The following is a 25,642-nucleotide window of genomic DNA, read 5'->3' as shown; positions in this document are numbered from 1 at the left end:
ATTGCTCCTTGGGTCAGGGGGGTCAGACGGGGGTGGCCTCGAGAGGAGCGGGACGGGGCTGCCAGACGAGGCGTCGGCCGGAGTGGCGGTCGAACAGATGTACACGCTCCGGAGCGACGGTCAGGCCGACGTGGTCGCCGGCGGCGAAGTCGAGGGGGCGCGGCCCGCGGAGGCAGATCTTCGCGTCACCGGCCGTGCAGTGGACGACCTCTTCGCTGCCGAGGTTTTCCACGAACCGCACGACAGCGTGCAGCGCGGCGGTGTCCGTGGTGCGGGCAAGGTGTTCGGGCCGGATGCCGAGCACGACCTCCCGTCTGGGCGCAGCACCGCTGACACCGAGTGGAACGTCGATTCCCGGTGCCACCGCGTGGAGTTCGCCGCCACGGCCGACAACCTCGGCGTCGAGCAGGTTCATCGCGGGCGAGCCGAGGAAGCCGGCGACGAATACCGACGCTGGTTCGTCGTACACCTGCTCCGGCGTGCCCAGTTGTTCCAGACGTCCTTGGTTCAGCAGGGCGATCCGGGTGGCCATCGTCATCGCCTCCACCTGATCATGGGTGACGTAGACGAAGGTCGAGCCGAGCGTGCGGTGCAGCTGGGTGAGTTCGGATCGGGTCGCCGTCCGCAGTTTGGCGTCCAGATTGGACAGTGGCTCGTCCATCAGGAAGGCCCCGGGGTCGCGTACGAGTGCTCGGCCGAGCGCGACTCGTTGCCGTTGGCCTCCGGAAAGTTCTTTCGGGCGGCGGTCGAGCAGCGTGCCGAGGTCGAGCAGCTCGGCGACCTCCTCGACCTTGCGCCGGATGTCGGCTCGCGGCCGGCGGCGGGCCCGCAACGGGAACCCGATGTTGCGCTCGACCGAAAGGTGCGGGTAGAGCGCGTAACTCTGGAACACCATGGCCAGGTCGCGTTCGCGGGGCGGAGTGTTGGTGATCTCCGCGTCGCCGAGCAGAATCCTGCCGCCGTCGAGCGGGGCGAGCCCGGCGACGGCGCGCAGCAGGGTGGACTTCCCGCAGCCACTCGGCCCGAGTAGTACGAGGAAGTCACCGTCGGCGACGTCGAGGCTCACCGCGTCGACGGCGGTGACCGGGCCGAACCGTTTGGTCGCCGCCTCGATCTGGATCCGGCTCACGCGTTTCAGCCTCCTCGGCACAGGGGATCGGGACAGGGGAATACCAGCAGTCCGCGATGGCGTCGAGGTGAACGAGAACCGAACGACAGAACCGAAAAAGCGCAGTTCAGAGGTTTGCGCAGGGAGTATTGGCGCTACTGGCGCGGCGATCGGAAAAACGAATCGGTGGGCGATCGGAACTGCCCGTCGACGGAAGCGGCATCGGACGAGCGCTTGCCGTCCAGTGTCATCGCCGGTACCCGGTCGCGCACCTGGGCGCCGGCACTCGCGACCCATTCGACGGCACCGACGGCGTCGTCTCTGACGTGACATGGTGCCGCCACCGCGTCACCTGATGGGTCAGGCGTGACCGGTGGCAGGGCCCGTGTGAGTTCTACTGGGTATGGGTCGTATCGGTGATCCAGGCGGCGATCTGGACGCGGTTGTTGACGGCGAGTTTGGTCATGATGTGGTCGAGGTGGGCGCCTGCGGTGCGCGGGGTGATGTGGAGGGTGTCGGCGATCTGACGGTTGGTCAGGCCGTGGGCGACGAGTTCGGCGACTTGGATTTCCCGTTTGGTGAGTGGTGTGCGGGCGGGTGTCCGGCGGGAGATACCGGCGGGCTCGTCGGCGAGGGCGAGCTGGATCGCTGTCTGCGGAGGCATGGCGCGGCCGTCGGTGAATTCGGCGGTGGTGGTGTCGGTGCCGAGTGCGTCGACGACAGTGGCGGTGTCGTGGTTGATCGGGCCGGTGAAGGCGGCATAACGGGCGGGAGATACACCGATGGCCGCCCACATGCTGGTGGCGAAGCCGAACAGTCTGGCAGCGCGCCGGTGGTGTCCGTCACGGGCGGCGATGCCGGCGGTGACGGTGAGGACGAACGCGACGATGGATGAGTCCTGTACTTGTTGTTCGAATCGCAGGGTTTCTCGGCAGGCGGTGAGGGCGCTGTCGAGGTTGCCGGTGAGGTACTCGACGGCTCCGAGGGACCACAAGGCCCAGGATCGCCAGAAGATTTCGCCGCGTGTTGTGTACTCGGCGATGCAGCCGGTCAGGATGCGGCGGCCGTGATCGGGGTGGCCGGAGATCGCGGTGGTGGCGCCGTGGTTGAAGCGGGCCCAGAGTTCTCCGCTGAGGTCACCGAGGGTGCGTTGCAGGGCGGCGGACCGGGCGAAGTGGTCGGCGGCCTCGGCCATGTGGTTCGTGATCAGGGCGTCGTAGCCGCGGACGAGGAGGATGTAGGCACGCGCGGAGGTGTTGTCCTCGCGTTCCGCGGCGGCGACAGCGTCGGCGAGGGTGCGTTCGTAGGCGGGCCGGTCGCCTTGGATGAGGGCCAGGTACGCGCAGGTCAGCAAGGCGAGCGCTCGCCCTGGGGCGTCCGGGCGGGCGGCCTGGAGAAGTTTGCCCAGGTGCCGGCGTCCTTCGGTGGTGAGGGCGCGGATCAGCCAGAATTCTTTGATCTGCAGGGCCATGAGCATGCCGAGGACGGCGTCGTCGGGGTTTTCGCAGCAGTAGTCCAGTGCTGTGCGGAGGTTGGCGTGCTCGCGGTGGAGCCGCTGGCTCCACCGCAGTTGGTCTGGACCGAGCCAGGCTCGTTGGCACCGGCTTGTGAGTTCGAGGTACCAGTCGCGGTGGCGGTGCCGGATCCGGCCCGACTCGCCGGTGGCGGCGAGTTTCTCGTGTCCGTATTGGCGGATCGTTTCCAGGAGCCGGTACCAGACCACGCCGTGGCGTTCCTGGCGTAGCAGGATGGATTTGTCCAGGAGGCCCTCGATGAGGGTGAGGGTGTGTTCGGCGGGGATCCCGTTGCCGGTGCAGACCGCTTCGGCGGCGTCGAGGTCGAAGCCGTCGGCGAACACCGACACCCGTGCCCAGAGCAGCTGTTCCTGTTCACCGCACAGCTCGTGGCTCCAGTCGATCAGGGCGCGCAGGGTTTCGTGTCGGTCCGGGCCGAATCGGGGGCCGCGGGCGGTCAGGAGCGCGTAGCGTTCGTCGAGGCGCTCGATGATTTGCCGGAGCGAGAGCGCGCGCAGGCGGACGGCGGCGAGCTCGAGCGCCAGCGGCAGGCCGTCCAGTTGCCGGCACAGCCGGGCGACGTCGGCGGCGTTGGCCTCGGTGATCCGGAACGAGGGCAGTACCGCCGCGGCGCGGTCGGTGAACAAGCGCACCGCGTCGACCCTGGTCAGGTCCGGGCTGGTGACACCGGGATCCGGGACGGGCATCGGTGGCACGACCAGGACCAGCTCACCGGCGAGCTGGAGGGATTGCCTGCTGGTCGCCAGCACGACGACACTGGGGCAGTGCCGGACGACGGCGTCGACAAGCTCGGCGCAGGCGTCGATCAGGTGCTCGCAGTTGTCCAGGACCAGCAGCAGGCGACGGGTCCGCAGCCCTTCGAGGAGGACCTCGAGCTGGGGCCGCGCGGACTGGTCGGCCAGTTCCAGCGCGCCGGCGACCGTGCCGGCCAGCAGCGCCGGGTCACCCAGCTCCGCCAGCGACACATACGTGACGCCGTCGGGGAATCCGGGGCCCGGTGCCCGGGCGAGCCGGACGGCCAGCCTGCTCTTGCCGACACCGCCCGGTCCGGTCAGCGTTACCAGGCGCTCGGACTTCAGGGCACTGGCGGCGTCCTGGAACTCGGTGCCCCTGCCCACGAAACTCGTCAGTTCCGCGGGGATTCCCGCGACGCTGCCCACGGGCCTCATCCCGCCGCCGTTTGAAGCGGGCCGGTGATGCTCGCATCGGTCATCAGGTCCGCGTGGTCGGTCATTCGCGGCTCTGGGTGCTGATCGGGCTGTCGTCGGAGGTCGTGGGTTCGGGTTCGTTCCGGAGACGATCGCGGGTCGGTTCGCTGGTGGTGGCGAAGTTCTTTGGCACCAGGTACAGGGCCGCGGCGCCGATCAGGGCGGGGACCATGAAGGCGTAGAACCCCGCGCGGGGTGAGGCGATGAGGGTGGTGACGAGGGCGAGGTACGCGGGGCCGGCGATGGCACCAAGTCTGCCGATTCCGAGGCCGTAGCCGAGGGATGTGCCGCGCAGTGCGGGCGGGTACAGGGCGCTGAGGCAGGCGATGAGCATGTTCTGGCCGCCGAGAGCACCGAGTCCCGCCAGTGCGGAGACCAGCAGGAGCAGGGGGCGGGGTTGCTGGGTGCTGAGGGTGAACAGCGCGGCGGCGGCGAGCAGGAAGGTGCCGGTGGTGACAAGTCGTAGGTGCCCGCGGTCGGCGTAGATCGAGACCGCGAGACCGCCGATGCTCGCGCCGACGGTGAAGGCGATGGAGAACTCGAGGGAGGAGGTGAGGGCGTAGCCGTTGTTCATCAGGACGGTCGGCAGCCAGGAGGTGGTGCTGTAGACGAGAGTCATGCTGGAGAAGGCCGCGATCCACAGCAGGATGGTGCTGCGGCGGGTGGCGGGGGTGAACAGCCGGCGCAGTGGCCGCCGGGTGTCGGAGGTGATCGGGGGATGGGCGGGTGCCCAGGCTCTGATGAGCGGGAGCAGCAGGATGGGCAGGGCGCCGAGCAGGAACACGACCTGGAAGTGTGCGTGGGGGAGCAGCAGCCGGCCCAGCAGGGCCGAGAGGGTGCCGCCGGCGCCGATGGAGCCCATGGCCGCGGCGAGGTGAAGGGTGCGTCGGTGTGCGGGTGCGGCGTTGGCGACCATGGTGCCGACCAGCGGCGCGAGAGCGCCGACGCCCATTCCGGTGACGAACCGGGCGATGCCGAGTCCGGCGAGTCCTGGAGCGAGTCCGGCGCCGAGCATGGCCACTGAGATCCCGGTGATGGCGATGAGCAGCGGCAGGCGTGGGCCGCGGCGATCCGCGGCCCGGCCGGCGATGATCGAGCCGAACGGCATGCCGAGCGCGGTGAGGCTGCCGAGCAGTCCGAGGGTCGCGGGGGTGGCGCCCCAGGCGGGGTCGCGCAGAAGGCTGGGGGCGATGGTGCCGAGGGAGAACAGGTCGTAGCCGTCGACGAACAGTACGAGGCAGCCGAGGCCGAGTACGGTGCCGCTGTGTTGTTTCGGGGGGCGGGTGGCGGTCATTGGCGTGCCCTCTCTCGTCGTTGGGTGTGGGCGCCAGTGGTCGGTCAGCGGGGATATCCGGTTGCCCGCCGCAGGACTTCGCGTGGGGTTCCGGGTTCGGTGTCGGTCCAGGCGACGTGCTGGTCGGGCCGGATGAGGGTGAGGCGGTGTCCGGAGCGGGCCACGACGTGCAGCGGGATCCGGTGTTCGGCGGCGGCGTCGGTGAAGGGGCCGATCAGGGGGTGCTGTGCGGGGCCGAGCAGGGTGAAGCCGGGTCCGAGGAGGTCGTAGAGTGACTCGCCGGGGCCGAGCCAGTGGTGCGGAAGCCGGGCTCCGGATCGGGCGCCCACCAGCGGTGACCCTTGGTAGGTGTAGTCGAGTACCAGGTCCAGGCTGTGGAACTCGCCGCTTTTGTCGCGGTGTACCGCTTCGGCCACTCGGGCGCGCACCGCGGCGAATTCCGCGTCGGTGCCGGTGAGCCGGGCGTCGCTCAGTTCCGGGGCGAGGATGCTCATGTTCCGCGCCGCCTCGGCGATGGTCCGCGCGGCGATCGGCCTGCGTTCGTCCTGATAGCTGGGCAGCAGCGAGCGCGGTGCCCAGCCGCGCAGCACGGCGGCGAGTTTCCAGCCGAGGTTGACGGCGTCGCCGATGCCGGTGTTGAAGCCATGACCGCCCCACGGCGGGTTGAGGTGCGCGGCGTCGCCGGCGAGGAAGACCCGGTCGCTGTGGTAGCGGTCGGCGAGCAGGAGCTTGGCTTTCCATGGGTCGGTGGCGAGGATCTCGGCGGGGATGTCGGCTCCGACGAGGCCGCGCACGACGCCGAGCGGATCGGCGTCTCCGGCCTGCTGGGGAAGGTTCTGGGCGATGCACCACCAGGTGTCGGCGAGGTCGAGTCTGCCGAGCATGCCCGGATGGGTCGGGTGCAGTACCCAGTAGTGCACGGCGGGACCGTGGGGCACCCGGTCGGCCAGCCCGGGGGAACGGAAGACGATGTTGTAGTTGGGTCGCTCGTCGGCGCTGCCTTCGTACCGCGCTCCGATGGCCGCGCGTACGGTGCTCGTCGCGCCGTCGGCTCCGACGAGGAACTCGGCCCGGATCCGCTGTGCCTGGCCGTGCGGGTCGATCACGGCGGCGGTGACACCGTGCTCGTCCTCGGTCAGGTCCACCACGCGCCATCCGGTTCGCAGGGTCACCAGCGGCGAGCCGCTGATCGTGTCGCGCAGGACCTGCTCGACGGCCGGTTGCGGGATCTGCTGGCCGGGTTCGGCGGCACGGTGGTCACCGGTGAGGTCCAGCCCGAAGCAGTGGTCGATGTGGGTGATCTCGCGGCCCAGGAGCCCGGTGGTGAACACGGCCCGATCGGACCAGCCGACCGGGAGCGCCGCCCGCGCCCGGACCTGCTCGGCCAGTCCCCACCGGCGGAACAGTTCCATGGTGCGGGCGGAGGTGGTCTTGGCTCGTGGACGCAGCCAAGACACCTCCTCGCGCGGTTCGATGACCACGGACCGGATGCCTTGGTGGGCGAGTTCCAGCGCGACGGCCAGTCCGACGGGGCCGCCGCCTGCCACCAGGACGGGGATGGCTTCGGTCATGCTTTCGGGTCCTTCCCACCGCGTGAGCGTGGTGTTCGCGGCCGTTGCCGCGATGTGGGGATGCGGTGCGGAACCGCTCAGGCCACCGGTGAGTGCGCCCCGGTCATCAGCTCGGCCAGGTCGTCCGGTTCGAGGAACGACGGCGGCGGGGGCGGCCCCCAGGCGTAGAGGCCCTGGAGTCCTTCGAGGACTTTCGGGGACCACAGTTCGTCGTCCCCAACGGTGTCCATGTCGGAGTAGTACTCGGCGAACGTGCCGGCCGGGTCCTTGAGGTACCAGAAGAAGTTCGCGCCCGCGTAGTGGCGACCCAGGCCCCAGGTGTGGCGTTCGGGACGGTGCCGCAGCATCGCGTGCGCGCCTCGGCCGACTTCGTCCACGTCGTCGACCTGCCAGCTGGTGTGGTGCAGGAAGTTCACCGGAGCGGCCATGACGAGCACGTTGTGGTGCTCGATCGAGCAGCGCAGGAACACGGCCCGGTCACCCATGTAGTCGCTGATCTTGAAGCCGAGCCCGTCGGTGAAGAAGCGGCGGGTCGTTGGCAAATCGGTGCTGCCGAGGACGACGTGCCCGAGCTTGCGGGGCCGGACGGGGTCGGTGCGGCCGAGCACGGGGGCGCGACCGTGGCGGTCGATGCGGCCGGGGCCGTTGTACACCGGACCCGGTACGGGCGGCTCGACGACGATGCGCGGCCGGATCGCCACGGTCACCGGGGTTCCGGTGACCGGTTCGGTGGTGCGCAAGGCGTCCGCGTCGAGACGCGGCGACCGGTCAAGGGCGGCCAGGCGGGAGGAGATCGCGCCCAGGTCGTCGTGGTCGTCCGCGGCGACGGTCATCTCCAGCAGCCGGCGGGTCGGGGCGTGGGAGACACGCAGTTGCTCGCCGCCGTCGCGGGTGGCGAAGATCCCGTCTCCGCGAGGTTCGAGACCGAATTCGGTGTAGAAGCCGAGTGTCTCGGCGACGTTGGGGACCCCGAGGGAAACCGAGGCGAGTCCGTGCAGTGCCATGGAGACTCCTAATGCTGGTCGGTGGCGTCCTGGAAGACCTGGTGCAGTTCGCCGATCCCCTCCACCCAGCCGCGCAACCGCTGACCGGGCTGGATGAAGCGCTGCGGCCGTCGTCCGACCCCGACTCCCGCCGGTGTGCCGGTGAACACCACATCGCCCGGCTGGAGGGTGACGGTGTCCGACAGCGCGGAAATCAGCGCGGGCACCGGGAAGATGAGGTCTCGGGTGCGGCCCTTCTGGACCTGTTCGCCGTCGAGGACGCAGCCCAGCTCGAGGTCGTCGGGATCGGCGAACTCGTCGGGGGTGACCAGCCACGGCCCCTGTGGCGAGAATCCGGGAAAGGATTTGCCAAGGCCGAACTGGGGCGCGGGACCACGCAGCTGCGTGAGACGTTCGGACAGGTCCTGCCCGGCGGTGAGGCCGGCGACGTGCGACCAGGCCGCGTCCACGGTGATGCCGTGCCCCCCGCGGCCGATCACCACGACGAGTTCGATCTCCCAGTCCACGTTCCCGCCAGAGGGGAGCGGGACGGTCGTGTCGGGCCCGGTGAAGCTGGAGGGGTACTTGGTGAACACCGGTGGTAATCCGGTGGGTGCGTCGAACCCGGATTCCTCGGCGTGCGAACGGTAGTTCAAGCCGATGGCGAACACCTGGCGCGGCCACGGCGAGGGAGGGCCCAGCCGGGTGCGTTCCAGCGGGATGGCGTCCGCCGTGGCGGCGGCCGGGTCGAGGTTCGCCGCCCAAGCGGTGAACTCGTCCCATCGGGGGTAGAGGGCGGCCGGGTCGCTGCCGAAACGGTCGCCGCTGAGGCGGGCTACGTCCAGCCCCCGCTCCGCGCAGGGCGGGCCGACGACCAGGGTCGCGCGGTGTTCGTGATTGGCCAGGCGCATGGTGACTTCTCTCCTGTCAGCCGGACCGGGCGGTGGACCGCGGCCGGCGGCGGTGGGACGCGTCCGGGACTGTAGGGCGGCTGTCCTGTGTGGCAACAGTCCCGTCCTGAAATGCAGGACTTTGAAGGATGCCGTACCGATCAGCTGTCGCGAACGCACAGCCGCCGGGTCACTTCCGCGGCCGCCGCCGCGACCGCGGCCTCGACCTCCGGTAGCTGGGCTTGCGGAATCCGGGCGGCCAGCGCCGCGATGCTGATGGCGGCGCGAACCGAGCCGTTCGCGCCGCGGATCGGGGCGGCGACACCGAGGATGTGGTCGTCGAGTTCGCCCAGCGACACCGCGATCCCGCGGTTGCGGATCCGTTCCAGGCGAGTGCGCAGGGCGGCGGGATCGACCAGGGTCTTGTGGGTGAACCGTTCCAGCGGGGCCTGGTTCAGCACCGCTGTCACCTCGTCCGGGTCCTCCCAGGCGAGCAGCACTTCGGCCGCGGCGCCGGCGTTGATCGGCAGGATGTGACCCCGTTCGTAGGACAGCCGTACCGGTCGGGAGACCTCCACCAGGTCCAGGCAGACCACCGAACGCCCGGACCGGCGAGTGAGCAGAACCGTTTCGTTCACGTGCTCGGCCAGCCCTCGCATGACCGGGACGGCCAGATCGGACAGGCCAAGGCCGACGCGAGCGAGCCGGGCCAACGCGAAGATCCGCGGGCCGAGGCGGAATCCACCCGGGGTCTCTTCGACGAACCCGGTCGCCGAGAGGCTCTGCAGATAGCGGTAGGCGGTCGACCGGGCCACGTCGAGGCTGGCGGCGATGTCCGCCCCGCTCCAGACGGGGCGCTCGGCGCTGAACAGACCCAGGATGTCGAGCACCCGGTCCGCGGTGGAGTTGCGGTCCCGGTAGGGGGTTCCGGAATCGCGAGGGTCAGGTCGTGTGGTCATCGTGCGAGATTAGCCATAGTCCTGCATGGCAGGACACTGCTTTCATAAAACAGGATTGCGATCTTAAGGTGGGGCCACTGACCGCCCACGACGGAATCCAGGGGAGCCGATGCGACCAGCCGAACGTACGGACGTGGTCATCTGTGGTGCCGGGCCGGTCGGCCTGACGGTGGCTTCGCTGCTCGCGGCTCACGGCGTCGAGACGGTGGTGCTCGAGCGCAACGAAAGCACCAGCGCCGATCCGAAGGCGATCAGCATCGATGACGAGGCACTGCGCGTCTATCAGGGCGCAGGCATCCTCGATCAGGTGATGTCGGTGGTCGTGCCCGGCACCGGCACGCGGTACTACGACAGCGCGGGCGCGGAGTTGTTCCACGCTCGCGGACCAGCGCCCTATCGGCTCGGCTACCCGTTCAAGAACCCGTTCGCACAGCCGGATCTGGAGCGCGTGCTGGCCGCCTCGGTCGCGGCCTCCTCCGCCGCGCGGCTCCGGTTCGGCAGCCGGGTCACCGAGTTCGAGCAGGACTCCGAGCAGGTGGTTGTCCACGCGGAGACCGCGGCGGGACCGAAGGTGATCCGCGCGCGGTACCTGCTCGGCTGCGATGGCGGCCGCTCCACGGTGCGAGAGCGGCTCGGCCTGGAGATGACCGGACGCAGCTATCCCGACGTGTGGCTGGTCGTGGACACGGTGGCGGATCCGCATACCGAACGATTCGCCATGCACCACGGTGATCCGGCCCGCCCGCACGTGATCGTGCCGGGACTGGAGGGGCGATGCCGCTACGAGTTCCGCCTTTTCGACGGCGAGGGCGTCCCGGAACGGGAACCCTCCTTCGAGCTCATCCGGCGGCTGCTGTCCCCGTACCGGACGATCACCCCCGAGCAGGTCGAGCGGGCGGTGAACTACCGATTCCACGCGGTGGTCGCGGATCGGTGGACGCTCGGGCGGGTGTTCCTGCTCGGCGACGCGGCGCACATGATGCCCCCGTTCGCCGGTCAGGGACTCAACTCGGGCATCCGCGACGCGGCCAACCTGAGCTGGAAGCTGGCCGAGGTGCTCACCGGCGGATTGCGCCGAGACTGCCTGGCCACCTACCAGCGTGAGCGGTACCCGCACGCGCTGGCCAGCGTCCGCTCCTCCGAACGCCTCGGCAGACTGGTGATGACGACCTCGCCGAGCCTGGCCGCGGTCCGGGACCGGGCGATCCGGCGCGCGCTGGCCACCGACGCGGGCCGCGACTACCTGCAGCAGATGCGCTACCGCCCATCTCAGCGCTACACCGAGGGCATGATCGCTCCCACCGACCGTCCGGCCGAGGTGGGGGTGGCGATCGGGCAGCCGCTGGTGTTCGACTCCGATGAGCACCGCGCGCGACGTCTCGACGACGTCCTCGGCCCCGGCTGGTCCATCCTCGGCGTGGACACCACCGGTTCCGAATGGGCGGCCGTCGAGCCCTTGCGGCGCGCGCTGCGGGCGTGCGAGGCGCAAGTGACGCTGACCGAGCACATGCCACGCACCCCGCGACGGGTCCTGCTCGACGTCGACGGTGCCCTGGCCGCCGAGTGCCGAGAGCACACGCGCCGGTTCCTGCTCATCCGGCCCGATCGCGTCGTGGCCGCGAACTGGTCTCCCGGGCACACCGCCGAGATCACCCATCGCGTCCGGTCTTGGCTTCCCGAGGCCGAAACCCTCCGGACACCGACAGAGAAGGCGTTGAATCATGGATGAATCGCAGCGCGTGCCGCCGCACGAACGAGGCGCGACGGGCACCCTGACCCGGACGGCGGTCTCGCACCTCGGGCTCCGGGTACCCGACCTGGCCGCAGCGGTGGATTTCTACCAGCGGATCCTCGGGCTGGTAGCGGACGAGCCGACGGCACGTGACCGGGTACGGCTGGGCTGGGGCACCGGCCACCATGTCTTGGAGCTGACCGAGGGCGGTCAGGGCCTGACGCACTACGGGTTCGAGGTACGCGACGAGAACGGAATCGACGGAATCGCCGAGAGACTGAGTACGGCGGGGCATCCGGTGGCCGAACTCGACCGGTCCTACCTCGACGGCGCGCCCGGCGACGCCCGCGGTATCACCGTCGCCGATCCCCACGGCACGCCCGTGCACTTCCACACCGCGGTGGCCCGGCACGGCGAAGGCGCGGGAGACACCGGCCGTCGCCCGGTCAAGTACCAGCACATCACCCTTGGCACCGATGACGTGTCCGCCATGGTGGCGTTCTTCGTCGATACCGTGGGATTCCGCGTATCCGATCAGCTCGACGACGGTGGGTTCGCCTGGCTGCGCAGCGATCGCGACCACCACACCCTCGCCGCGGTCGACGTGGGCCGCGGCGGCGACATCGACCACTACTCCTTCGACCTCGCCCGGTGGGAGGACTTCAAGACCTGGTGCGACCGCCTGACCGACGAAGCGGTCGACGTCACCTGGGGACCAGGACGCCACGGTCCCGGCAACAACCTGTTCGTCTTCTTCGACGACCCGGCGGGCAACCACATCGAACTGTCGGCCGAGATGGAGAAGTTCCACGACGACCGGGTCGCCTATACGCCCCGCCGGTGGAAGCCGACGCCCCGTACGGTCAATCTCTGGGGCGGGCAGCTGGCGTCGTGGCGGCACACCAGCGAAGGGAACTGACCATGCGTTACGCGAGTTACGACGACCGTGGCACCCGCCGGGTCGGTGAGGTCCGCGAGCACACACTGGTGCCGCTGCGCGGACTGACCGAGATCGGTCCGCGAACCAGTCCCGAGGTCCTGCGGGACGCCGAACGCGACCACGGCGCGGCGGTCGAGGTGGGCAGCGTCCGGTTGCTGCCGGTGGTGCCCCGCCCGGCCAAGGTGTTCTGCGTAGGACTCAACTACCGGGCGCACGTCACCGAGACGCAGCGGGAGCTGCCCTCGTATCCGGTGTTGTTCCCCAAGTTCGCCGACAGCCTGCTGGGCGGGTACGACGACATCGTGCTTCCTCCCGAGGCGCGGCAGGTCGACTACGAGGGCGAACTGGTCGTGGTGATCGGCCGCCCGGGCCGCCGCATCGCCGAGGCCGACGCGTTGTCGCACGTGCTCGGCTACACCGTGGCCAACGACGTCACCATGCGGGACTTCCAGTACAAGACCCACCAGTGGATGCAGGGCAAAGCCTGGGACGCCAGTACCCCGGTCGGTCCTTTCCTGGTCGAGCCGGACGGGCTGGACCTGTCCGGGGCGGGTATCCGCACCGTCCTGAACGGACGGAAAGTCCAGGAATCGGACCTGTCGATGCTGATCTTCGACGTGCCCCGGCTGATCTCGGTCATCTCCACCTTCACCGCCCTCGCGCCCGGTGACCTGATCCTGACCGGCACTCCAGGAGGCGTCGGCTACCGGCGTGAGCCGCAGCTGTTCCTCAACGACGGTGACCTGGTCAGCGTCGAGGTCGACGGGCTGGGCACGATCCGCAACCACGTCCGCGCCGAGACCGACGGTGCGGACGGGGGCCACCGGTGAGCGCGGCGCGGCCGCTCGAACCGCACCTCGATCGGGCACTGACCCTGCACCTGCGCGGTGACTGGGGCGCGGCGAACCTGCACCGCGTCTGCGGCTGGATCTGCCAGGAACTGACCGACCGCGCCGGTGCGGGCACCCGGATCGCGATCTGGAACAGCCGCGGTTTCGCCGACGCGATCCGCGCGGTCGGCACCGGGGCGGTGGACCTCGCCCTGACCACCCCGGCGGCGTTCGCCACGGCCGCTCTCGACGGGCGTGGCGTCTACCAGGGCGATTCCTTCCCGCAATTGCGCGCGATCGGTGTCGTCCCACAGCGTGATCGGCTGGTCGTCGCGGTGGACCAGCGGCTGGGCGTGAATAGCTTCGCGCAGCTGCGCGAGCGGGCCCCGCGGCTGCGGGTGGCCACCTCGGTTCACGACGGTGTCCACCACGTCGGCCTTTCCGCGCGTGCCGTCCTGGAACGCTCCGGAGTCGACGTCCTCGGCTGGGGTGGGTACTTCCTCGAGGATGAGCGCCCGTTCGAATCCCTCGGGCACGCGCTGGCCGGACGTGCCGACATGATCGTGCAGGAGGCGGTGATGCTGCCCGCTTGGCAGGAGCTGGCGCGCGGATACCGTTTCCTGGAGATCGAGCCCGCCGTGCTGCGGTCGCTGGAGGACGATTTCGGGTGGCCCGCCGCGACCGTGGAAGCCGGGTACTTCCCCGGTTGCCCGGCTCTGCGCACCCTCGACTTCTCTGATTTCCTGGTGCTGGCCACCACCGAGCTCGCCGAGGACGTGGCCTACGCGGTGGCGTGGATCCTCGGGGAGACCAGGCAGGTCATCGAACGGCAGTATCGCCACCTGCCGCCCGAACGAAGCCCGATCACCTATCCGCTGGACCCGGTCGCGATGGGCCGGGCCCCGATACCCCTGCATCCCGGCGCCGCCCGGTACTACGAAGCACTGCCGGCCACCTGAGCCCGGCATCCGCAGGAGAAAGAGGTTCCCGTGCGCGTCGTCGAAGACGTCATGGTCATGGATTCCGACCGGCCGCTGCGCAGCGTCGGGCGGGACGAGCACCTGCTGCTCGCCCCGCCGCATCCACCGACGCTGCCGATGAAGCCACCGCGGCCGCGACCACCGCTGGCCGTGGTGCACTTCCCGCAGGAGTACCGGGACCAGCCCTTCGCCCCGCCGCGCGGGCTCTACGAGAACGATCAGGCGCGGGTCGAATGGCAGACGATGAACAACCGGCAGCCGTTCTACCACCGCAACTGTGACGTGGACGAGATCTCCTACCAGATCGCCGGTGAACGCACCCTGATGACCGAGCTCGGCGTGATCGAGCACCGGCCGGGTGAGTTCTCCCGTATCCCGCGCGGCGTCGCCCACGACAACTACGGGCGCGGCGAAAGTCACCTACTGTTCTATCTGCCCGCCCCGGCCGAGGAACTCGGCGGCCACACGGGCGAGTCGCGTGCCGTCACGCCGCCGTTCCCCGGCTGGGCGGCGGCCCCGATCAACGAAGCGGTCACTCAGTGCATGGGCGCGCACGGCCACGACATCGCCGTCTTCCCCGTCGACGAGCGGGAACTGCTGGACCGCGTACACGAGGAAACCGATCGGATCCCCGTCCTGTGCGGGCCCGATTCCGGTCACGCGTGGCTCTACGCCACCGAGAAGTTCCGGCTCGGCACCGAGCACCTGGCGGCACATCAGCCGCGCCGCTACCGTCGCATGCTCGACGCCGACGAAATCCAGTATCAGATCAGCGGACGGCGGGTGCTGCTGACCCAACGCGGGATCGTGGAACTCGGGCCCGGTGACGCCGTGCGGATCCCACTCGGGGTCGCCCACGCCGGTCACGGTGAACAGGACGGCGTGTTCATCCGCCTGCTGTCGCACCGCGAGCTGCCCCAAGTCGCCGATACCGCGCGCACCGCGGAGCCGTATTCGCCGCAACTGCTGGCCGAGATCGTCGGAGGCGGCCGATGAACACCATGCTCGCCGCGCGCGCTCACCGCGACCGCTCCGACATAGTGCTGGAACGGATTCCCGTGCCGGAAACGGGGCCTCGCGACGTGCTGGTCGCCGTTCGCTCCGCCGGTCTCGCGCCCGGGATGATGCGGCTGCTGCGTGGCGGCGCGTTCAAGCATCTGCCGACCACGCTCGGGCACGAGGCGGCCGGCACTGTCGCGGCGATCGGCGCCGAGGTTCCCGGCTTCGCGGTGGGGGACCGGGTCCGGGTCCACGCCAATCTCAACTGCCGCGACTGTGAATACTGCCGCAGCGACCGCGACATGATGTGCGCGCAGCAGGCGATGATCGGCCACGCCGCGTTCAGCGACGCGCCGTTGCCGCTGTACGAGGAGTACCACGACGGAGCGCTGGCCGAATACGTCCGGGTGCCGCACTGGCTGCTCGACCCGCTGCCCGATCGGGTCGGGTTCGACGTCGGCGCCAAGGTGCACGACCTGGCCAATGCCCTGCGTGCCCTCAACTGCGCGGATCTCGTACCCGGCGCCACCGTCGTGGTCACCGCGGCCACCGGGGCGATGGGCACCGCGACGGTGAAGCTGGCCGCGCACCACGGAGTGTCCAGGCTCGTCCTCGTCGGCCGCAGTGCCGCGCGGCTGGCCGCCGTCGGCGAGCTCGCCGGGTCCGTCCTCACCACGGCGGTCGCGCTCGAAGAGCTCGCGCCGGACTGGACGACCACCGGGGAGCTCACCCAGCGTCTCCGTACCGAGATCCCGGGTGGCGCGGACGCTGTGATCGACTACGTGCCCGATGGCCCCGCCACCGGCCAGGCCATGGCCGCGCTGCGCCACGGCGGCACTCTCGTGCACATGGGAGCCAACCGGACCCCACTGCCGTTCCCCCCGGCGGCCCTCATGGTCAACTGCTGGCGGTTCACCGGGACCCGCTCGTGCACTCGCAACGACACACGGCGAATCCTCCGCCTGCTCACGACCGGGGCGCTGGTCGCGGACGAACTGATCACCCAGCGATACGTCCTGAGCGAAGCGGACGCCGCCGTGCGGGCGATGCAGAACCGCGGCGAACCGATGTGGATGACCGTGGTCAATCCCTGATCTCGCCGACGACCCTGAAGGAGACACCTCAGTGGACCTCACGCACTACGGACACGCCTGCGTGCTCGCCGAACTCACCGGCCGCGACCGGCCGGTCCGGATCCTGTTCGACCCCGGCACCTACTCCCACGGTTTCGACGAGCTTCGTGACCTCGATCTGATCGTGCTCACCCACACCCACCCCGATCACTGCGACGACAGCCGCGTCTCCGCCCTCGCGGCACACAACCCGCGGGCACGGCTTGTGCACGGCGCCGACGCCGACGACCGGTTTCCGGATCTGGCTTGCCCACGCCGGCGGGTCGCCCCGGGCGACACGCTGGACGCCGAAGGAGTCACCGTCACGGTAACCGGTGGCGCACACGCCCCGATCCATCCGGACCTGCCCGGCGGCGGCAACCTCGGCTACTTGCTCGACGACGCCTTGTTCCACCCGGGTGACTCGTTCGATCGGCCGCCCGGGAACGCCGACATCGTGCTGATCCCGGCAGGCGGACCGTGGATGAGGTTGTCGGAGGCGGTCGACTACGTGCGGGCGACCCGCCCGGCCGTGGCCGTTCCCATCCACCAGGCCGGACTCGCTCCCGCCCACCAGCAGATGCACCATCAGCTGCTCACCAAGCTCGCCCCACCGGGTACCGACGTCGTGCTCCTCGACCACGCCACCCCGCGCACCCTTCGATGAGCGGAGGCCAGTCATGACCGATGTAAGGCACACCGTCGCCGCCGCCGGCCACGCCCTGGCCGCCGCGGGATTGACGGACATGGTCTGGGGACACGCCTCGGTGCGCGACCCCGACGGCGACGGCGTCTGGATGAAGGCGTCCGGGTGGGGATTCGACGAGATCGACCCCTTCAAGGTCGTCCTGGTGGACCGGGCCGGCTCGGTGCTGGCCGGCGCCGGACGGCGGCACCTGGAATTCCCCATTCACACCGAGATCATGGCCGCCCGCCCGGACGTGACCTGCGTCGTGCATACCCACGCCCCCGCTCTGGCCGCCTTCGCCTCGCTGAACACTCCGTTGCGGCCGATTTCCCATGACGCCGTCCCGTTCTGCCAGCCGCAACTGCCGCGGTTCACCGACACCGGTGCGCTCATCGACACCGGCGGCCTCGGCCAGGCCCTCGCCCACCGGCTCGGCGACGCCGACGCGATCCTCATCCCTCACCACGGTGCGGTCACCGTCGGGCCTGATCCCCAAACCGCGGTGATGTACGCCGTCCTGCTCGAACGAGCCTGCCGCACCCAACTGCTCGCTGCCGCCGCAGGCGGCCCCGCCACCTGGTCCGACGAGACCGAAACCCGCCACAAACGCGAACAAGTCTGGCCACCCGCTCAAATCGAAGCCGGCTGGAACTACCTGCTACGACAAGCGAAAACCCGCCTGCCGCACGCTCCTGCCGACAACACGTTGTTCTGATCCGGCGCCGAGACCCGGTTGTGCGATCCGGATCACCGGGCGCTGTTGTCGTTGCTGGGGGCACAGTCGCAGCGAGACGTGCTGCGTGCCCGTCACCGGGTACTCGCGGCGATGCACAACCAGGCGGCGCAGTGCGGCGGCGATCTTCCTGCTGTCGGTGTAGGACGCGAACCGCATCGCCGCGCGGATCAGGTGGACCGTGCAGGTCTGCACGGTGGTCTGCGACCAGGTCGCCTCGATGGCCTCGGGATACCCGGTGAGGGCGTCGCAGCACACGATGAGCACGTCCCGGATTCCGCGGTTGCGTGACTCGGCGCAGACCCCGGCCCAGAACGTCGCCACCTTCGGTGGCCTGAACCCAGATCCCCAGCATGTGCTTCACGCCGTCCAGATCGACACCGACGGCGATGTGAGCGGCCTTGTTACGGACGGCGTGGCCGTCACGGACCTTCGCGACCAGCGCGTCGAGGTAGTCGCCTGGCGCCGCCAGCAGTCCACCGAAGCCGACCCGATCACCGCGAACGCCTCCTCTCCCAGAATTTCGTGGTCACTGCGGGTCTGGGACAGGGCCGTGGAGCCCGCGGCCGCTTGGGCGGTCACGGGCTCCACGGTTACCGGTGAGCGGGGTTCCGGATCATGGAGCCGCCGGTCCGTGGATCATCGGACCGTGAGGGTGTACTCCGTAATCCCGGTCTTGCCGGTGCTGTCCGTCGCGGTGATGGTCACCTTGTAGGTGCCACGCTGGTACGGGCCCATGATCGTCATTCGCGAAGTGCCGCCGGAAACGACGGTCCGCGGTGAGAACATCGGCGAGTAGGGCAGGCCGGCGCCGCTGAGCCGGATGGGACCCGTGCCGCCGGTGACGGTGATCGTCGCGTTGGTGTAGCCACCGGGCGGGACGGTGCCGGAGTTCGGCGAGGTGGACGGCTTCGGGCCATCGGTGGTGCCGCCGTCACCGACCGTGAGCGTGAACTCAGCGGTCTTGGAACCAGAAGCGCCCTTGGCCGTGATGGTGACCTTGTAGGTACCCGCCGGGGTGCTCGCCGAGGTCTGCAGGGTCAGCTTGGCCACCTCACCGGAGTTGACAGTCGTCGAGGGCTGGAAAGTGGCCGTCGTTCCGTTGGGCAGGCCGGACGCGCTCAGGTCCAGCTTCTCCGGGCCCTGGTCGCCCGCCGTGGTGGTGATGCTGGTGGAGACGTGCTTACCGGCCTCGGTCTTGCCGGAGGCCGGCGACAAGGCCATGCCGAACTTGCCGTCGCCTGGCTGGGTTCCGCCGATCTCGGTGCGGGCCCAGTCACCCATCGCGTTGGTCAGGCGCGCCATGATGCTGTAGCGGTCGCAGGCGCTGGAGCCCCACGACGAGACGCCGACGATCACGCCATCGACGATGAACGGCCCGCCGCTGTCGCCGGAACAGTTGGCGGTGCGTCCGTCGTTGTAGCCGGTGCACACCATCAGGTCGCCGTTGACCCGGATGTCGAAGACCTGGCAGCCGCTGGGGTCGTTGACCGGCAAGGTGGTCTTGCGTAGTTCACCGGAGCCGCCGCCCGCCGACGTCTTGCCGTAGCCGAGGGACGTGCCGGACTTGCCGGGCTGGGTCAGCGCGCTGTCTCCCGAGCCTGCCACCTTGGCCCACTGGCTTTCCGGCACCGGGAGGTCGTCGACGGTGGTGACCACCGCGACGTCGTAGCCGGTCCGCCAGCCGCCGGAGCCGGTGTAGCCGGGGTGGGTCTTGTACGAGGCGACGGCCGTGCGGAACGTCTCGTCGCCCGGGGTGTTCAGGTCGTCGTCGCCGTAGAAGTAGCTCTTGGCGCCAGTAGTGTCGACCATGCAGTGCGCCGCGGTCAGGATCTTGCGTTTGCCGACCACGGAGGCGGTGCAGGACTGCCCCTGCGGGCCACCGCCCCCGACACGCATACCGGCGATGACGAACGGGTATTCCTTGACGGTGGTGCGTTCCCCGTTGACGATCCGGGTTCCCACGTCTCCCGCGCGGAGCTGGTCGGTCGGGGTCGCCGCGATACTGATCTCGTCGGTCGGCGCGGCGTCCGCGGTGTGCATGATCGGCAGGGTCGCCGTGGCCAGTGCCAGGGTGAGTGCTACGGCGAAGCGTGGTGATCTCATCGTTCTCCTTCGAGGGCGAGGATGGAGAGGGAGAGTGGACGGCGCTGTCTGTCCACTTCGGTCAGAATGTGATCGACCAGCCCGTGAGCGTGCCGACGTCGAACCGGTAGATGTCGCGCACCGAGAGCCGCCACGTGCCGTTCGCGTCCTCGCGCGAGGCGTCGACGGTGAAGCTTTGGTGCACGCCGCCGGATTCGCCGACGCCACCCGCGCGTTTGAGCGGATAGGACGACCCGCTCGGCCCGACCAGGTCGATGGCGAGGTCTCCGGTGTAGCCGTGGTCGATGTCCACTCGCACCGCCAGCGTGGCCGAGGCCTTGCCATCGCAGGAATCCTGGCTCACAGAGCTGCCCACCGCGGCGTCCGCGTCGGGGATGGCCACATCCTGATCGTTGCTCTTGACCCCGCACTCGGGCGGCGGGCCGCCACCCAGGTCGCCGACGTAAAGCAGCTTGTTCGGCGAGGCCGTCCCGGGGTTGGTGATCAGGTCTAGGGTCGCGCTGCGCACCAGCGCGTCGCTGACCTGCTGCGGGGTCGCGCCGGGGTTCGCGGCCAGATACAGCGCAGCCCCGCCCGCGACGTGCGGGGAGGCCATGGACGTACCGCTGGCGGTACGGAACGATCCGGCGTTGTCACTGGAGTAGATGTTGCCGCCCGGTGCGAAGAGGTCGATGCAGCGGCCGTAGTTCCCGCCGCGGGTGCGGTCCTTGTTGAACCAGCCGACGGTGAGCGCCTCCGGGACGCGCGCCGGGCTGACGGCGCACGCGTCCTTGCCGTCGTTGCCCGCGGAGACGGCCACGACGATCCCCTTGGCCACCAAGGCCTTGACCTGTTCGTCCCCGACGCCGAGCGCATCCATGCCCAGGCTCATGTTCACCACCGCGGGCTTGACGGCGTTCTTGGCCACCCACTCCATGGCGCTGACCGTGGCCGAGTCCGGGCCGGACCCTTTACAGTCCAGTGAGCGCACGGCCACGACCTTGGCCTTCTTCGCCACACCGACGGTCTTGCCCGCGATCGTCCCCGCCACGTGCGAGCCGTGCCAGTAGCAGTCGCCGGCGTCGGTATCGTTGTCGAGTAAGTCGTAGCCGTGGCTCGCCCTGCCCTCGAACTCGGGGTGCTGGGTCTGCACCCCGGAATCGATGACGTAGGCGGTCACACCCTCACCCGAGTTCGGGAAGGTGTACTTCTTGTCCAGGGTGGCGGTTCGCTGGTCGATCTGGTCCAGACCCCACGACGGCGGACTCGGCTGCTCACCCGCGGCCCTGGTCGTGCCGTCCTGGTGTACTGCCTTGACCGACGGGTCGGCGGCCAGTCGCCGCGCCTGCCGCTCGGTAAGGTCTCGGACCGAGAACCCGTTCAGCGTGACCGAGTACGTGTCGGTCACCTCGCCGCCGTAGCGCTGGGTGAGTGTCGCGGCGTGGCCGTCCGCCGCGGCACGGGCGCCACCCCCGAGCACCACGATGTACTGCCCGGTGTAATGCCGATCGGCTTGGACGACAGCCGCTTTCGCCTGCTGTGCCACGGCCACGCCCGCGGTCGTCACCACTGCCGCGGCGGCGACCGCGACGGTGAACAGGGTTGATATCCATCGCGTTCTGCACTGTTGCATCGATTCCTCCATCGTGCGTTCGAACGGCCGTAGGGCGGGGTTGTGACATCAAGCCGCTCGGGGAATCACCCTTCGTCCTGGGAGGCAGGGGAACAAGTGTGGTCGCGACCCGTATCGGTACCTGATCCTGTGTGGACGCAAGTGCGGTAGCTCGCGGGGTTATGGCACCCGCGTCCGCCGACCTACCATGTCGGGATCCTCTGCGGGCGGATCACGGACAGGAGCGAGCATGGTTGATGGCTGCGCGAATTCCCTCTCCGTCCGATCCCGCTCGCTGCCGATGATCGGCCGGAACACGGACCTCACCGCGATGCTCGGCGCGGCGAGGAACCCGCCGTCGGCTGTTTTCGTGGAGGGTCAGGCCGGAGTGGGCAAGACCAGACTGGTCTCCGAATTCGCCGCCGCAGCCGCCCGAGAGGGAGCCCCGCGTGTGGTCATGGGTTCGTGCCTGCCGTTGCCCGAGCCGTTCCCGTACGGAGTGCTCCTCGACTGCCTCAGCCAGTGCGATGCCCGGCTGGGCGAGCCCGGTCCGGTGACCGGTGCGCTGCGGGACTATCTGCCCGAACTCGCCGACCGTCTGCCGCCGGCGCCACGTGCCCTCGGCGATCCCGACGCCGAGCGGCACCGAGTCTTCCGCGCCCTGCGCGATCTGCTCCGTTCACTGGGGCCGACCGTGCTCGTGCTCGAGGATCTGCACTGGGCGGACGAAGAGACCCGCCGGGTGTTGCGATTCGTGATGGCGAACCCGCCACCGGACTTGTCGATCGTAGTGACCTACCGCCGCGAGGACCTGCCGTCGGGGGCGCCACTCGGCCACGCCTTCCATGTCCCACACGGAGTCACCGGGGTCAACCTGCTCCTGCGCCCTTTCGGCACGGCGGAGGTGCGCACCATGATCGACGCCCTCGTGGGGGCCGCCGTGACGTCGCGGGGGTTCGCCGAGGCCGTCCTGCACGAGACGGCGGGGATCCCGTTCGTGGTCGAGGAAACGGTGCGGGCGCTGGGTGACCCGGTGCGGGACGTGCGCGCCGAAGGTGACCTCGCCCGGCGCGTCCTCGACGGGATCGACGTGCCGCCCGCGGTGGCGGACGCGATCAAGGAGCAGCTGGGAACCCTGCCTGACGCCGCGCGGATCATCACCGAGGCCGCCGCGGTGCTGGGCGTCCCGGAGACGCCCGAGGTACTGGGCGCCGTGGCGGGTGAGGCGAAAGCGGCACACCTGATCGCGTCGGTGGAATCCGGTGTGCTCGTGGAGGAAGCGGTCAACAGGTACGGTTTCCGGCACAACATCGCCAGGCGCGCGGTGTATGCTTCGCTTCCCGGTCCGCTGCGGCGGGAACTGCACGAACGTGCGATAGCCGCGCTGTCCGCCCTCGATCACGCACCTGTCGCTCGCCTGTCCGCGCACGCCAAGGCGGCGGGTCTGAAGGGCGAGTGGTTGCGGTACAGCGAACTCGCCGCCAAGGCGGCGGAGGACGTGAAAGACGTGTCCACCGCGGTCGACCTGCTGTTCGAGGTGCTGGTCGATGCGGAGACCAGTCCCGAAGCCACGAACCGGTTGGCGACCAAGCTGTGTGACTACGCCCTGACGGGACTACCCGGCGGCGCGGTTACCGCGCGAGTCGAAAGCCTGCTGTCGGACCCGCGCCTGGCCCCGGATGTGCGAGGGCAGGTGCATCTGTGGTTCGGGCTGCTGCTTCAACGTGAGACCGGGTCGGTCGATCGCGGTGCCGAGGAGATCACCCACGCCATCGACCTGCTTGGTGACCAACCGGAACGTACTGTGCGCGGCATGGCGGCCATGGCCGGACCATACCTGGGGACGGCGTCGGTCGCTGAGCATCAGACCTCGCTCGACCGGGTGGAGGGCATCATCGACCACCTGCCCACCCAAGCCTTGCGCACCGCACTGCTGGCCACGACGCTCGGCGGGCGGCTCATCATCGGCGACCCGAGCACCTGGGAACGCATCGCGCAACTGCCATCTCCGTCGGATGTGCAAGACCCTGAGGAGATCCACCACCTGGCTCGGGCACACTGCAACCTGGCGGACGCGTGCTCGTGGATCGGACACTATTCCCGAGCACGCGAGTTCCTGCGCGACGGGATCGCCTTGGCCAAACGAGTCACCTCCTCATACGTCGTCGGCACCGCCGAGGCCACGGCGGTGCGGCTCGACTGGCTCAGTGGGCGATGGTCGGGCCTGGAGCAGCGCATCGACCGCTTGATCGAAACCTACGCGGACCTGTTGCTGACCACGGACCTGCACCTCACGCGCGGTTGGCTGGCGGCGGCACGCGGTGAGTGGGTGCGGGCGGAGAAAGCCTTCCAGGCGGCGGGGTCGTACCCGACAGCGCAGGTCTTCCCAGTGGGCATATCGGCGGCCGGCGGAATGGCGGGAATGCTCCTCAGCCGGGGAAAACCCGCTGCGGCGGAGGAACACGTGAGACGCGGCGTGGCGCTGCTGCGGTCCAAAGGCGCGTGGGTGTGGTCAGGCGACATCCTGCCCCAGGCCGTCGACTACTACCTGGCAGTCGGGGATGTCGACGCCGCGCGGCTGCTCGTCGCGGAAACAGCCCTTGGTCTGAGAGGCGTCGACGCCCCACTGGCCCAAGCGGGACTGACCGCCTGCCGCGCGCGACTGGCCGCGGCCGCGGACGACCGTGACGAGGCCGACCGGCTCTACCGGGAAGCGATCGACCTGCACTGGAACCTGGGCCTGTCCTACCGAGCCACCCAACTTGCCGAGCAGGCCGAGGGCGAAACCCTTACCGACGCCACGGTGCTCGAAGCGCTGACCCAGTCCTACGACTCCCTGGGGGCCACGGTCGACGCCGCCCGCTGCCGCCACCGCACCCGCAGTACCGGCGTGGCCACCCCCTCACCCCGGGGGAGGCGCGGCTACGGCAGCGAACTCTCCCCGCGTGAACAGGATGTCGCCCGCCTTCTGGCAGGCGGCCACACCAATCGCGACATCGCCCAGGCCCTGTTCCTTTCCCGCCGCACGGTCGAGGAGTATGTGGTCAAGGTCCGCCGCAAGCTGAACGTCTCCTCCCGCCACGACATCCGCCTCTTATGAGATGCCGGGTCGGGTCCGGTACGGCAGTTCACCGTCGAGACTCGACGCAACACGGACGGTCGCCACGATGGCTGCCGGGCTCATCCCACGATCTTGGCCACCAAGCCGTCATCACTGGCGCACGCACCGATCGACCAACGACACACACGAACGAGGTGGGGCCAAGTCAGAGTGCCGACCCACGTCGACAGCAGGAGGTGGAACCACAACAGGATGCCGACCGATCCTGCAACCCGACGCCGGGCCAGTTCAGAATACCGAACGGGGGCCAATTTGGCTTGCGATGCCAGTACTCGGGACTGTCCCTGCCGGTCCGGCTGAATCCCGAATTCTCCTGCGGTTTCACGGCGCGGCGGGATCGAGCTGGAAGCGCCCTGGGTGCGCGGCCCGCATGTGGCGGGCGGCGGTGGTGACGCCCACGTCGTGACCGGCGTCGAGCAGATCTCGAAGCCGCGGCGGGTCGTGGAGTTCGACCGCTTGGTGAACTGGCGACCAGGTCATAGTAGCCCTTATCCGCATCGGTTCGGCTGGACGGTAACCGCTCGCGGGGACTCCGCCGAACGCGACGGCTCAGACGCGACAGGTTCACAGGCATCAGCGAGGTGACGTTCTCCGACTCGACGGACCCGCGGCCGGATCGTCGACGACGAGCACCGACTGCTTTCGGTCGCCGGCGAGCGGGTCGTGCTGGTTGACGGCCGGGTGTCGGCGACCTGGAAGCCCGACGGCGACGCGGTGGAAGTGACGCCGTTCCGCCCCTTCTCTCGGGTCGAGCGGCCGCTGTCACCGTGGAAGGGGAGGAACTGGCGTCGTTTCTCTCGGACAAGGACAGCCGGGAGGTGCTTTGGTCAGAATGAGCCCATGTCGGACGAGATCCAGTGCTCGGGGCGGAGGTAGATGGCCGTATGCTCGCCGAGCTGGCTCAGCTCGAACTCCACGAAGCCGTCGACCTTGTCCGCGGGCAGATAACGCGCGGCCATCTGCCTCGACAGCTCGCGGGTGCCCGGCTCGGTCCGGACCACCGGCCCCTCCACCGCCACATAGCGAATCGTCGGCTCGGTCCGCTGAACCATCAGGCTGAACCGCCCAGCCGCCTCGATCGCGCGAGCCTTGCGCGAGCCGGGCGCGGTGTTCACCCACAGTTCGCCACCGGGCGTGTAGTGGTACCAGATCGGCACGACCAGTGGCGCGCGATCGTCGCTCTCGACCACGGACAGCGCCCCGATCCGCGGCTCGGCCAGGAACTGCTCGCGTTCTTCCTTCGACAATGGCATCACCCGAGA

Annotated in this window: 20 protein-coding genes and 1 pseudogene; 9 read left to right on the top strand and 12 right to left on the bottom strand. The window is 69.5% G+C overall.

The annotated features are described in order from the left end of the window. Positions 1 to 22: 22 nt before the first annotated feature. The 7 genes from ACM6LU_RS32880 to ACM6LU_RS32850 form a co-directional block, all read right to left on the bottom strand. Positions 23 to 1,129: an ABC transporter ATP-binding protein gene (locus ACM6LU_RS32880; RefSeq protein WP_414941715.1), complete on the bottom strand. Its 1,107-nt coding sequence runs from the start codon at positions 1,127 to 1,129 to the stop codon at positions 23 to 25. 373 nt (positions 1,130 to 1,502) lie between these two features. Further along, positions 1,503 to 3,803, bottom strand: coding sequence for an ATP-binding protein (locus ACM6LU_RS32875; RefSeq protein ID WP_414941714.1), 2,301 nt, complete (start codon positions 3,801 to 3,803; stop codon positions 1,503 to 1,505). Positions 3,804 to 3,873: 70 nt separating this feature from the next. After that, the gene (locus ACM6LU_RS32870) at positions 3,874 to 5,145 is read right to left on the bottom strand and encodes an MFS transporter (protein ID WP_414941713.1); all 1,272 of its coding nucleotides are present in this window, start codon (positions 5,143 to 5,145) and stop codon (positions 3,874 to 3,876) included. A gap of 44 nt (positions 5,146 to 5,189) precedes the next feature. Beyond that, the gene (locus ACM6LU_RS32865) at positions 5,190 to 6,716 is read right to left on the bottom strand and encodes an FAD-dependent monooxygenase (RefSeq protein ID WP_414941712.1); all 1,527 of its coding nucleotides are present in this window, start codon (positions 6,714 to 6,716) and stop codon (positions 5,190 to 5,192) included. A gap of 77 nt (positions 6,717 to 6,793) precedes the next feature. Next, a complete protein-coding gene (locus ACM6LU_RS32860; RefSeq protein ID WP_414941711.1) occupies positions 6,794 to 7,720 on the bottom strand; it encodes a VOC family protein in 927 nt (308 codons plus the stop codon). 8 nt (positions 7,721 to 7,728) lie between these two features. Next, positions 7,729 to 8,610, bottom strand: a complete 882-nt coding sequence (locus ACM6LU_RS32855) for a fumarylacetoacetate hydrolase family protein (protein WP_414941710.1) — start codon at positions 8,608 to 8,610, stop codon at positions 7,729 to 7,731. 140 nt (positions 8,611 to 8,750) lie between these two features. After that, positions 8,751 to 9,548, bottom strand: coding sequence for an IclR family transcriptional regulator (locus tag ACM6LU_RS32850; protein ID WP_414941709.1), 798 nt, complete (start codon positions 9,546 to 9,548; stop codon positions 8,751 to 8,753). Between the two features lie 109 nt (positions 9,549 to 9,657). Here ACM6LU_RS32850 and ACM6LU_RS32845 point away from each other — a divergent pair, with 109 nt between their 5' ends. The 8 genes from ACM6LU_RS32845 to ACM6LU_RS32810 are packed head-to-tail and all read left to right on the top strand — an operon-like array spanning position 9,658 to position 17,544. Beyond that, complete coding sequence (locus ACM6LU_RS32845) at positions 9,658 to 11,277, top strand: bifunctional 3-(3-hydroxy-phenyl)propionate/3-hydroxycinnamic acid hydroxylase (protein ID WP_414941708.1); 1,620 nt, start codon at positions 9,658 to 9,660, stop codon at positions 11,275 to 11,277. Next, on the top strand, positions 11,270 to 12,199 hold the full coding sequence (locus ACM6LU_RS32840; RefSeq protein WP_414941707.1) for a VOC family protein: 930 nt from the start codon (positions 11,270 to 11,272) through the stop codon (positions 12,197 to 12,199). The genes ACM6LU_RS32845 and ACM6LU_RS32840 overlap by 8 nt, the downstream gene beginning before the upstream one ends. Positions 12,200 to 12,201: 2 nt before the next feature. Beyond that, positions 12,202 to 13,050: a fumarylacetoacetate hydrolase family protein gene (locus ACM6LU_RS32835; RefSeq protein WP_414941706.1), complete on the top strand. Its 849-nt coding sequence runs from the start codon at positions 12,202 to 12,204 to the stop codon at positions 13,048 to 13,050. Then, a complete protein-coding gene (locus tag ACM6LU_RS32830; RefSeq protein WP_414941705.1) occupies positions 13,047 to 14,009 on the top strand; it encodes a TAXI family TRAP transporter solute-binding subunit in 963 nt (320 codons plus the stop codon). Before ACM6LU_RS32835 ends, ACM6LU_RS32830 begins: the two co-directional genes overlap by 4 nt. A 30-nt stretch (positions 14,010 to 14,039) precedes the next feature. After that, positions 14,040 to 15,026, top strand: a complete 987-nt coding sequence (locus tag ACM6LU_RS32825) for a hypothetical protein (protein WP_414941704.1) — start codon at positions 14,040 to 14,042, stop codon at positions 15,024 to 15,026. After that, positions 15,023 to 16,123 (top strand): zinc-dependent alcohol dehydrogenase, encoded by a 1,101-nt coding sequence (locus tag ACM6LU_RS32820; RefSeq protein ID WP_414941703.1) that lies wholly within the window; start codon positions 15,023 to 15,025, stop codon positions 16,121 to 16,123. The genes ACM6LU_RS32825 and ACM6LU_RS32820 overlap by 4 nt, the downstream gene beginning before the upstream one ends. A gap of 31 nt (positions 16,124 to 16,154) precedes the next feature. Next, positions 16,155 to 16,808, top strand: a complete 654-nt coding sequence (locus ACM6LU_RS32815; protein WP_414941702.1) for an MBL fold metallo-hydrolase — start codon at positions 16,155 to 16,157, stop codon at positions 16,806 to 16,808. Between the two features lie 13 nt (positions 16,809 to 16,821). Next, positions 16,822 to 17,544 carry a class II aldolase/adducin family protein gene (locus ACM6LU_RS32810; protein WP_414941701.1) on the top strand — a complete coding sequence of 241 codons (723 nt, stop codon included), beginning with the start codon at positions 16,822 to 16,824 and terminating at the stop codon, positions 17,542 to 17,544. 126 nt (positions 17,545 to 17,670) lie between these two features. Here ACM6LU_RS32810 and ACM6LU_RS32805 read toward each other — a convergent pair. The 3 genes and pseudogenes from ACM6LU_RS32805 to ACM6LU_RS32795 all read right to left on the bottom strand — a co-directional run. Next, positions 17,671 to 18,025, bottom strand: a pseudogene (locus ACM6LU_RS32805) (transposase); the annotation flags it as partial. 176 nt (positions 18,026 to 18,201) lie between these two features. Then, the gene (locus ACM6LU_RS32800; protein ID WP_414941699.1) at positions 18,202 to 19,668 is read right to left on the bottom strand and encodes a trypsin-like serine protease; all 1,467 of its coding nucleotides are present in this window, start codon (positions 19,666 to 19,668) and stop codon (positions 18,202 to 18,204) included. Between the two features lie 61 nt (positions 19,669 to 19,729). After that, positions 19,730 to 21,280, bottom strand: a complete 1,551-nt coding sequence (locus tag ACM6LU_RS32795) for a S8 family serine peptidase (RefSeq protein WP_414941698.1) — start codon at positions 21,278 to 21,280, stop codon at positions 19,730 to 19,732. Between the two features lie 229 nt (positions 21,281 to 21,509). On the opposite strand from ACM6LU_RS32795, the gene ACM6LU_RS32790 reads away from it, so the two are divergent. Then, a complete protein-coding gene (locus ACM6LU_RS32790; RefSeq protein WP_414941697.1) occupies positions 21,510 to 24,359 on the top strand; it encodes an ATP-binding protein in 2,850 nt (949 codons plus the stop codon). Between the two features lie 342 nt (positions 24,360 to 24,701). On the opposite strand, the gene ACM6LU_RS32785 is transcribed toward ACM6LU_RS32790, so the two are convergent. Next, positions 24,702 to 24,860: a hypothetical protein gene (locus ACM6LU_RS32785; RefSeq protein WP_414941696.1), complete on the bottom strand. Its 159-nt coding sequence runs from the start codon at positions 24,858 to 24,860 to the stop codon at positions 24,702 to 24,704. A 347-nt stretch (positions 24,861 to 25,207) separates the two neighbouring features. Further along, positions 25,208 to 25,633 (bottom strand): pyridoxamine 5'-phosphate oxidase family protein, encoded by a 426-nt coding sequence (locus ACM6LU_RS32780; protein WP_414941695.1) that lies wholly within the window; start codon positions 25,631 to 25,633, stop codon positions 25,208 to 25,210. Positions 25,634 to 25,642: the final 9 nt, after the last annotated feature.

This window comes from Amycolatopsis sp. cmx-11-51 (genome assembly GCF_047608665.1).
Lineage (GTDB): Bacteria > Actinomycetota > Actinomycetes > Mycobacteriales > Pseudonocardiaceae > Amycolatopsis.
Note: the sequence above shows the minus strand (reverse complement) of the source record. Positions and strands in the feature narration are given on the sequence as shown.

Excerpts from the sequence above, each read along its gene's own strand:
- ACM6LU_RS32800 (WP_414941699.1), bottom strand. The coding sequence starts at position 19,668 with ATGAGATCACCACGCTTCGCCGTAGCACTCACCCTGGCACTGGCCACG.
- ACM6LU_RS32785 (WP_414941696.1), bottom strand. The coding sequence starts at position 24,860 with ATGACCTGGTCGCCAGTTCACCAAGCGGTCGAACTCCACGACCCGCCG.
- ACM6LU_RS32850 (WP_414941709.1), bottom strand. The coding sequence starts at position 9,548 with ATGACCACACGACCTGACCCTCGCGATTCCGGAACCCCCTACCGGGAC.
- ACM6LU_RS32845 (WP_414941708.1), top strand. The coding sequence starts at position 9,658 with ATGCGACCAGCCGAACGTACGGACGTGGTCATCTGTGGTGCCGGGCCG.
- ACM6LU_RS32820 (WP_414941703.1), top strand. The coding sequence starts at position 15,023 with ATGAACACCATGCTCGCCGCGCGCGCTCACCGCGACCGCTCCGACATA.
- ACM6LU_RS32870 (WP_414941713.1), bottom strand. The coding sequence starts at position 5,145 with ATGACCGCCACCCGCCCCCCGAAACAACACAGCGGCACCGTACTCGGC.
- ACM6LU_RS32835 (WP_414941706.1), top strand. The coding sequence starts at position 12,202 with ATGCGTTACGCGAGTTACGACGACCGTGGCACCCGCCGGGTCGGTGAG.
- ACM6LU_RS32855 (WP_414941710.1), bottom strand. The coding sequence starts at position 8,610 with ATGCGCCTGGCCAATCACGAACACCGCGCGACCCTGGTCGTCGGCCCG.
- ACM6LU_RS32860 (WP_414941711.1), bottom strand. The coding sequence starts at position 7,720 with ATGGCACTGCACGGACTCGCCTCGGTTTCCCTCGGGGTCCCCAACGTC.
- ACM6LU_RS32780 (WP_414941695.1), bottom strand. The coding sequence starts at position 25,633 with ATGCCATTGTCGAAGGAAGAACGCGAGCAGTTCCTGGCCGAGCCGCGG.
- ACM6LU_RS32840 (WP_414941707.1), top strand. The coding sequence starts at position 11,270 with ATGGATGAATCGCAGCGCGTGCCGCCGCACGAACGAGGCGCGACGGGC.
- ACM6LU_RS32795 (WP_414941698.1), bottom strand. The coding sequence starts at position 21,280 with ATGCAACAGTGCAGAACGCGATGGATATCAACCCTGTTCACCGTCGCG.
- ACM6LU_RS32865 (WP_414941712.1), bottom strand. The coding sequence starts at position 6,716 with ATGACCGAAGCCATCCCCGTCCTGGTGGCAGGCGGCGGCCCCGTCGGA.
- ACM6LU_RS32810 (WP_414941701.1), top strand. The coding sequence starts at position 16,822 with ATGACCGATGTAAGGCACACCGTCGCCGCCGCCGGCCACGCCCTGGCC.
- ACM6LU_RS32790 (WP_414941697.1), top strand. The coding sequence starts at position 21,510 with ATGGTTGATGGCTGCGCGAATTCCCTCTCCGTCCGATCCCGCTCGCTG.